The following is a 7842-nucleotide window of genomic DNA, read 5'->3' as shown; positions in this document are numbered from 1 at the left end:
CCTTATGAGGTTTTCGCCTCGGCACGGGGTGCAGAGGTGCACCTGATCTGGAAGGATACGGCGCCGCTCAAGGCCGCGACCGGGCTCGTGCTGACGCCGACCACGACCTTCGCCGACTGCCCGCCGCCCCACGTGCCCTGCCGGCCGGGCGGGGGGCGGGGGCGCGGGGGGCCGGGCGGGGCGTCGGGGGGGTGAATACGCCGGGAGCGGGGGGGGCGGCACGGTCGGCGGTCGGGGCTGGCGGGCAGGCGGGGGCGAAGGCCGGACCGGTAACTGGACGTCAGGTGGTGGAGGTCCCTGCCGACTGGCGCGGATCGCTCGACGAGAAGCGGTCGAAGGAGCTTTTCGCGCGCTTCGGCTTGCGCTGCGTGCGCGAGGTCGAGGTTGGGAATGCCGCCGAAGCCAGCGCCGCCGCCGGCAGCTTCGGCGGCTCGGTCGTGCTCAAGATCCTGTCCTCGACGATTACGCACAAGAGCGACGTCGGCGGTGTTGCGGTGTCGCTCGATGCCGAGACGGTCGGTCCTCGCCTGGAGCGGATGAGGGAGGAGGTGGAGCGACGCGCCGATGTTGCGCCCGAGGGCTACATCGTCCAGGAGATGGTGCCTCCCGGCGGGCTCGAACTGATCCTCGGCTGCCATCGCGATGCGCTCGGCAGCGTCCTGCTCCTCGGCCTCGGCGGTGTGACGGCGGAGCTGATGAAGGACACGACGATCCGGTTGCTCGCGCCCGGCACCATGCTGAGCCGTGAAGAGGCGCTCAGCATGGCGCAGGAGCTCAAGGGCTGGCCCCTGCTCGACGGCTATCGCGGACGGCTGAAGCTGGACGTCGACGCCCTGATCTCGGCCATCGTCGACTTCTCCACCATGGTCGCCCAGCTCGGTGACCGGTTGTCGGAAGCCGAGATCAACCCGCTCTTTGTCCTGCCGGAAGGCCAGGGCACGGTCGCCGCTGACGGCGTCGCGGTTCTCGCCGGCTGAAACTCCGCATGACAGGGAAAGGCGAGGACCTGGCGGCGGCGGGTTGGTCGCGGATCGAGGATGACGGCTTTATCGGCCTGATCGGCCCGTTCTGGCAGCGAGGGCAGGGCGGAGCCCTCGAACTCGCACTCGCCACTGCCGAGAAGCATCGCAATCGGTCCGGCATCGTGCAGGGTGGTGTGATCTGCGCGCTGGCCGACCGTGCGCTCGGAACGGCGTCGCGTGATCTCACCGGCAATCGGCCACAGGTCACGATCAAGCTCGACATGACCTTCCTCGACCGCATCGAGGTCGGCGAGCTGATCGTGGCTCGGCCCAGAATTCTCAGGCAGTCGCGCAGCCTGAACTTCGGCGAAGTGGAGTTGTTTGTCGCCGACAGGTTCTGTGCCAGCGCTACGGGCATTTTCAGGCTGCTTTAAAAGACCGCGCTGCATCGACCCTCCGAAACGAGCTATTGGCGAAACATTGTGAGGATGGCCGCTAGGGGAGGGATGATGGCGGCGTAGACGCAATGGCCTGCCGTCAGAGCGATAGTGGCCTCGCCATCACCACAGCATGCGGCCGTGCATCGGCATCGATAGCCGCCATCGGCGCGGTGTCTAGCCATCGAACCGCCGGGGGTAAGGCACAAGGCTCGACTGCTCGGCTTCGAACATCTCCCGGATCGTGCGGTCTCGTTGCTCCGGATGGCGGAGCGACACTTGTTCTTGCTGTTCCGGCAAGCTCCATCGCATCGGCGAGGATGTAGCCGAGCGCAACGACATCGTACCCGGCCCAATTCCGTGTGCTCGTCTGCACCGCCCGAAATATGCCTGCCGGTCCTGCGAGGACGTCGTGTCCGGCCCCGGCGCGGTTGATCGAGGGCGGGATCCCGACCGAGGCGACGTCGCCCAGGTGCTGGTCTCAAAATACGCCGATCATCTGCCGCAGTATCGTCAGGCTCAGATCTATGCGCGCCAGGACGTCGTGCTCAATCGCTCGACGCTGGCTGACTGGGTTGCCCACGTCAGAGCAGATCGAAGACTGGCGCGGTCGGGCTGAAACCATCCGGCAGGCCCTGGTTACGCGCCGCTCTGAAATCGAGGGCCTGACCAATGCCGCCGTCGAGCTCGCCGCGAAAATCGACTCGATCAAGACCGCGACCGGACTTGTCGATGATGCGGCCGCCCATGCCTCCCGGGCCAGTCGTGATGACGCCTGGCGCAGCCATCGCCAAGCCATGGATCAGATCACGGCCGAAGCCTTCGAAAGCTCGCTGCGGCACGACGACGGGATCATCGATGCCCAGCTCAGCCAGACAAGCCAGGCTGCCGACCTCCGCCAAGCTGTCCAGGCGAGTGCGACCACCTCCGCAAACCTGAAGCGGGCCGACGAGCTCCACAGCGAGGCGCTCGATTTGAAGAGCGTGCTGCAGGGCGAGATCGGAGGTGCTCTGACCGTCATCGGATTGCCGCCAGACATGCACCTAGCCGAACTCGACCGTTGGCTGCTACGCCGCGTCTCGGCGCTCGAACTCGCCGCCGGCCTCAAGGGGGCCTCAAATGAACTCCAATCCGTCCAGGACGACGCTAAAGCCCAGATCGAGCGGCTCGCATCGGCCCTGAAGACAGCTGGGATCATGGCGGTCGACACAGCCTTCGACACCCTTCTCCTCAGCCTGCAGACGGTTGTCGATCAGCAAAAGAAGCGCCTGACAGAGTTCGCCAATGCAGGCAAATCCGTGGACAGCCTTACGGCCGAGTTCGTCGCGCGCAAGCGCGACTTCGCCGACGCGCAGTCCATCGATGACGAATGGCAGCGGGATTGGGATGCTGCCGTTGGATCCTGCTGGCTGGGTGAGGTCTCCTCCCGACCCGTACCCGCCGAGATCAGCCAAGTCCTTTCCCTCATTGCAGAGATCTCCCCGTTGGAGGTCGAGCGCGAAAGCCTCAGCCACCGCATCGAGGCAATGAGGCGGGATCAGGAACAGTTCGTCCATGCGGTACAATCCATCGCCAGCACGCTCGGCCTCGCGACAGATGAAGATCCTCTCAAACTCGCCGCAAGCCTGCGCCGGCATCTCGAGCTCGCGCGCTTGAACGACGAAAAGCGTCGCGGCAAGCGGGCCGACCTCGAACAGGCCGAGACAGCGCATCGGCAAGCCATGGAGGCGATCGCGCTTCATGAGGCTGAAGCGTCCACCTTCACCTCATTCTTTGGAGCCGATTCGCTGGTCGAAGTCAGTGGCAAGATCGAGCAGGCTAATCGCCGCTCGGACCTCGAGCGCCAGCTAAGGCAACTGGACCAGCGTGTTACTGCTGCATGCCGATCCGAGACGATGGAAGACGCTGAAGCGATCCTCACCGAGCTCGATCAATCGCAGCTTGAAGCCGAGGCGGCCACGCTCGCAGCGCGGATTGAAGGCCAGGATCGCGAAGCTCACGATCTTCATGCTCGGCGGACCCAGGCAGATCGCGCGCTCGCGGCGATCGGTGGCGATGATGCGGTCGCACGCCTCGACGAGGAGCGCCGCACAGTGCTGGTCGAGCTCGAAGAGAAGGCCATCCGCTTCGCTCGCCTGAAATTGGGCATCACGGCCGCTCACCAGGCGCTTCAGATCTATCGGGACACGCACCGCACATCCATGCTGCAGCGCGCCTCGGAAGCCTTTCGGACGATCACCAGGGGCTCGTATTTGCGCCTCGCCACCCAGCCCAGTGACGACAAGGAACTCCTGGTGGGCGTCCCGGTTGCAGGCCGATCGAAACTCGCCACGGATATGTCGACCGGCACCCGGGCCCAGCTCTATCTCGCCCTGCGCATCGCGGGCTATCACGAGTTCGCCAAGACCCGTCCCTCGCTGCCGTTCATCGCCGATGACATCCTCGAGACCTTCGACGATTTCCGCTCAGAGGAGGCGTGCCGTCTGCTCGCTGAGATGGCTAAGACTGGGCAGGTGATCGTGGCTACTCATCACCGCCACCTGATCGACATTGCTCGCGGGATGTGCCCCGCCATTACCGTGCACGACTTGCCCATGTGAGACGGAGCGAACAGGAGGCGCTTCCGCAAATGGCCCCTAGCTGACATCTGGAGGGTCCGCTTCTAGGCGGGTCGATTCAACGACAGCAGCCGAGCTTATGCGTATCTCCGACATTGAACACGTCGGGTTCCAGGTTTGGAAGCGTGTCGATGTCGCGCGCGGAATGTGCCGTCTCGGCTGGAACGCAAGAAGCTGACGGCAGCCCAAGGCGAGACTGGAGCGGCCGAAGATGCAGGCATCGGGCAGGACTGACCTTCCAGCGATTTGATCGCGCACACTGACAAGCTCCAGCGTCTGCGCTCTGGACTCTCCGCAGTGGCGGAAGCGCTCATCCCATGAGCCTTGACAGACAGGCGATTTCGCATCTAGCCTCTATCTAAATCGTATTAGATAATAATATAAGGAAGGATCGGCCTTGGCGAAGCGCGCGCTTCCACTCAAGCGAACCAATAGCCGCGCCACCAGCGCGGAGGTTGCCAAGCTCGCCGGCGTCTCGCGGACCACCGTCTCCCTCGTTCTCAATGATCGCGGCGGCGAGCTCGGCATCTCGGCCGAGACGCGGGCGCGCGTCGCCGACGCGGCGGCCCGGTTGAGCTATCAGCCGAGCCACGCCGCGCGCTCCCTGCGGCGCTGGCGCACCAACGTCATCGCGCTGCTGCTCTATACGCTGGACAGCTTCTACAATGCCGAGATCATCGGCGCCGCCCATGCCGCCGCCCTTGAGCGCGGCTACTCGCTGAACATCATGTCGGCGAAGTTCGACGAGGTGCAGCGGCGGGCCTATGCGCTGCTCTCTGGCGGCGTCGCCGACGGCGTGATCGTCGCGGCTCCCCCGGCGGATCTCGCCGCCGACCTGAAGAAGCTCGCCGACAACGGCATGCCGATCGTGGTCATGCAGCATCACAGCCCCGATCCGGCGATCCAGGCGGTACGCGTCGACCTGGAGAGGGGCGGCTACGTCGCGACGCGTCACCTGATCGATCTCGGCCATCGCCGCATCGCCCATATCGGCAGCGCCTCGCAGCGCCTGTTGAAGCGCCGCGAGCGCTCGGATGGTTATGCGCGGGCGCTGCAGGAAGCCGGTATTGCCGCCGACCCGCATCTGGTCGCGATGGCGGAGCCAAGCCTCGCCGGCGGCTTCTCGGCAATGGAAGAGCTGCTGGCGCAGGATGAGCGCCCGAGCGCCGTCTTCGTCTACAGCGACCAGATGGCGATCGGTGCGCTGCATGCGCTGCGCAAGCACGGCGTGCGCGTGCCGGAGGCAATGGCGGTCATCGGCTTCGACGGCATCGCGCTCGGTGGCTTCGTCACGCCGGAACTGACCACGGTCGACTATTCCCGCGCTGATATCGGCCGGCTCGCCGTCGAGGCGGTGATCGGCCGGCTGGAAGGCGAGGCCGAGCCACCGCCCCGCGAGCAGGTGCTGCCGGTGCGTCTGCTGGTACGCGAATCCTGCGGCGGCGCTCGCGCCGCTATCGACCGGGAAGGAGCCTGAGAAAGCCTACCGCGTTCCAACGATAAAAAAGACCAAAGGGAGATCGAAACCATGACGACCATCACCAAGCGCAGTTTCCTCAAAACCGGGCTGTGCGCCGGTATCGGCGCCGGGGCCGGCATGTACTGGGGCGCAGCAAGCGCCCAGAAGGCCGCGTCGCTGAGCATGACCTCCTGGGGTTCGCCCGCCGAGATCGCCGCCTTCAACGCCCTGATCGAGCAATACAAGGCCCGCAATCCCAGCGTCGCCATCAAGCTAGAGGTCGTTCCGAGCGGCCAGTATTACCAGCAGCTCGACACCCGCTTCGCCGGCAAGCAGGCCCCGGACATCTTCCGCGCCCAGTACCAGCGGATCGGGCGCTACGGGCAGAGCGGCGCGGCGATCGACCTGTCGCAATATCTCGACGCGGGGTTCGGCCAGGACTTCCTGCCCTCGGTCTGGCGCGCCTCGACCTTCAGGGGCAAGCCCCACGCCCTCCCGCATCACACCGACACCTTCGCGCTGTTTTTCAACGCCGAGATCTTCGAGAAGCTCGGCATCGAGGCACCCAGGAGCCTCGACAAGAGCTGGAGCTGGCAGGAGTTCATCAGCGCCGCCAAGCTGGTGAAGGAGAAGGCCGGCCTGAACTATGCCTTCGCGATGAACTGGCAGAACTCCAACGCCTATCGCTGGCTGATGTACCTCTACCAGCATGGCGGCCAGCTCCTCGACAGCGAGCTCAAGGGTCCGCAGATCAATACGAAGGAGGGGGCGGAGACCGTCGCCTGGACCCAGAGCTGGTTCAAGGATGGGCTCGTTCCGCCCAACACCTCGCTGAAGAGCTCCGAGCCGGTGCAGAACCTGTTCGCCACCGGCAAGATCGCCATGCTGCTGCATGGTGACTGGCAAATCCCCTTCATCCAGGACCAGGCCAAGTTCAAATGGGGAGTCACCTATCTGCCGCGCGACGTGGCGATGGCGGCCGATCTCGGCGGCAACGCCCTGGCGGTCTCGCGTGACAGCAAGAGCCCCGACGTGGCGGCCGACTTCGTCAAGTTCATGGTCGAAGAGGAGTCGATGCGCAGCTTCGTCACCAAGGCGCAGTTCCTGCCGGTGCGCAAATCGCTGAAGGACAAGGGCCTCGTCTACGACATCCGCAACGAGGAGATGAAAGTCTTCCTCGAGCAGTCGGCGACCGTCCCGGAGCATCTCGTCAGCACCATCGTCATGCCGACATGGGACCGCTTCAACGCCAAGCTGGCCGACGAGCTCGAGCTCGCCTTCACCTCCGGCCAATCGCCCACAGCGACCGTCGCGAACATAGAAAAGCACGTGCGTTCCACGCTGCTGGTTTGACGGCATGGCGATGATGGCGATCGCAGAAAACCTGAGAGGGCCCGCCGCTGGCCGGCCCTCGGCGGCCGATGCCCGGCGCTATTGGCTGCAAGCCAAGCGCAACCAGCTGACGCCCTACATGTTCATCGCTCCGAACATGGCGCTGTTCTCGGTCTTCGTCTTCTTCCCGCTGCTCTATGCGTTCTACATCAGCCTGCGGGAATGGAGCCTGATCGACACGCCGCGCTATATCGGGCTGGAGAACTACGCCCGGCTCGCCACTGACGCGCTGTTCTGGCAGTCGCTGAGCAATACGGCGGTCTACTCAATCGCAACGGTTCCGATGAGCCTCGCCATCGGCCTGCTGCTGGCGGTCGCCCTCAACCGCGACCTTCTCGGTCGCACCATTCTGCGCAGCGTCTTCTTCCTGCCGGTCGTGATCTCCAACGTGGCGACGGCGGTGATCGCGGCCTGGCTCTTCAACGACAATTACGGCGTCATCAATACGCTGCTGCAACAGATCGGCATCGGGCCCGTCGCCTGGCTGTCCTCGCCGCGCTGGGCGCTGTTCTCGCTGATCGTCACCTCGCTCTGGGTCCGCATCGGCTTCTGCATGGTGGTGTATCTCGCGGCGCTGCAGTCGATCTCGCCGACCTATTACGATGCCGCGCAGATGGACGGCGCCAGCCGCTGGCAACAGTTCCGCTTCGTCACCTGGCCGCTGCTGCGGCCGGCGACCTTCCTCCTGCTGATCCTGGGCGTGATCCACTCCTTCCAGGTCTTCGACCTGATCTACGTGATGACCGGCGGCGGCCCTGGCTTCTCGACGACGATGATCGTCCAGTACATCTACCAAGCCGCGTTCGTCGGCGCAGAGATGGGCTATGCCAGCGCCATGGGCATCGTGGGGCCGCTCAAGCCGGATGGCGCGCTGTTCGACCTGCAATCCTATTGCTTCCGGCACGAGCCCTCGAAGGACCCGGCCCGGATGCAGCTCTTCCGGATGCGCGAATATGTCCGCTTCGGCACGCCCG

At 65.0% G+C, this 7842-nt stretch carries 6 protein-coding genes and 1 pseudogene; all 7 read left to right on the top strand.

Translation table 11 applies throughout. The features are described from left to right. The first annotated feature begins 284 nt into the window (after positions 1-284). The gene (locus B6S44_RS27375) at positions 285-977 is read left to right on the top strand and encodes an acetate--CoA ligase family protein (protein WP_248309793.1); all 693 of its coding nucleotides are present in this window, start codon (positions 285-287) and stop codon (positions 975-977) included. An 8-nt stretch (positions 978-985) separates the two neighbouring features. Next, positions 986-1396, top strand: coding sequence for a PaaI family thioesterase (locus tag B6S44_RS27370; RefSeq protein WP_129160038.1), 411 nt, complete (start codon positions 986-988; stop codon positions 1394-1396). Positions 1397-1670: 274 nt separating this feature from the next. Next, positions 1671-1976: pseudogene (locus B6S44_RS27365) on the top strand (IS66 family transposase zinc-finger binding domain-containing protein); the annotation flags it as partial. Next, a complete protein-coding gene (locus B6S44_RS27360) occupies positions 1975-3999 on the top strand; it encodes an ATP-binding protein (RefSeq protein WP_129160037.1) in 2025 nt (674 codons plus the stop codon). The pseudogene B6S44_RS27365 and the gene B6S44_RS27360, both read left to right, overlap by 2 nt. A 415-nt stretch (positions 4000-4414) precedes the next feature. Continuing rightward, positions 4415-5494, top strand: a complete 1080-nt coding sequence (locus B6S44_RS27355) for a LacI family DNA-binding transcriptional regulator (protein WP_129160036.1) — start codon at positions 4415-4417, stop codon at positions 5492-5494. Positions 5495-5545: 51 nt separating this feature from the next. Beyond that, positions 5546-6829 (top strand): ABC transporter substrate-binding protein, encoded by a 1284-nt coding sequence (locus B6S44_RS27350; RefSeq protein ID WP_129160035.1) that lies wholly within the window; start codon positions 5546-5548, stop codon positions 6827-6829. A gap of 4 nt (positions 6830-6833) precedes the next feature. Next, positions 6834-7842: carbohydrate ABC transporter permease (locus B6S44_RS27345; protein ID WP_206735259.1), on the top strand; the 1009-nt coding region annotated here is incomplete at its 3' end.

Source organism: Allobosea sp. Tri-44, from assembly GCF_004123845.1.
Lineage (GTDB): Bacteria > Pseudomonadota > Alphaproteobacteria > Rhizobiales > Beijerinckiaceae > Allobosea.
The sequence above is the reverse complement of the archived record's forward strand: the minus strand, read 5'-3'. Positions and strand labels throughout refer to the sequence as shown.

Bases quoted from the DNA above. Each gene is read 5' to 3' on its own strand.
- B6S44_RS27370 (WP_129160038.1), top strand. From the start codon at position 986: ATGACAGGGAAAGGCGAGGACCTGGCGGCGGCGGGTTGGTCGCGGATC.
- B6S44_RS27350 (WP_129160035.1), top strand. From the start codon at position 5,546: ATGACGACCATCACCAAGCGCAGTTTCCTCAAAACCGGGCTGTGCGCC.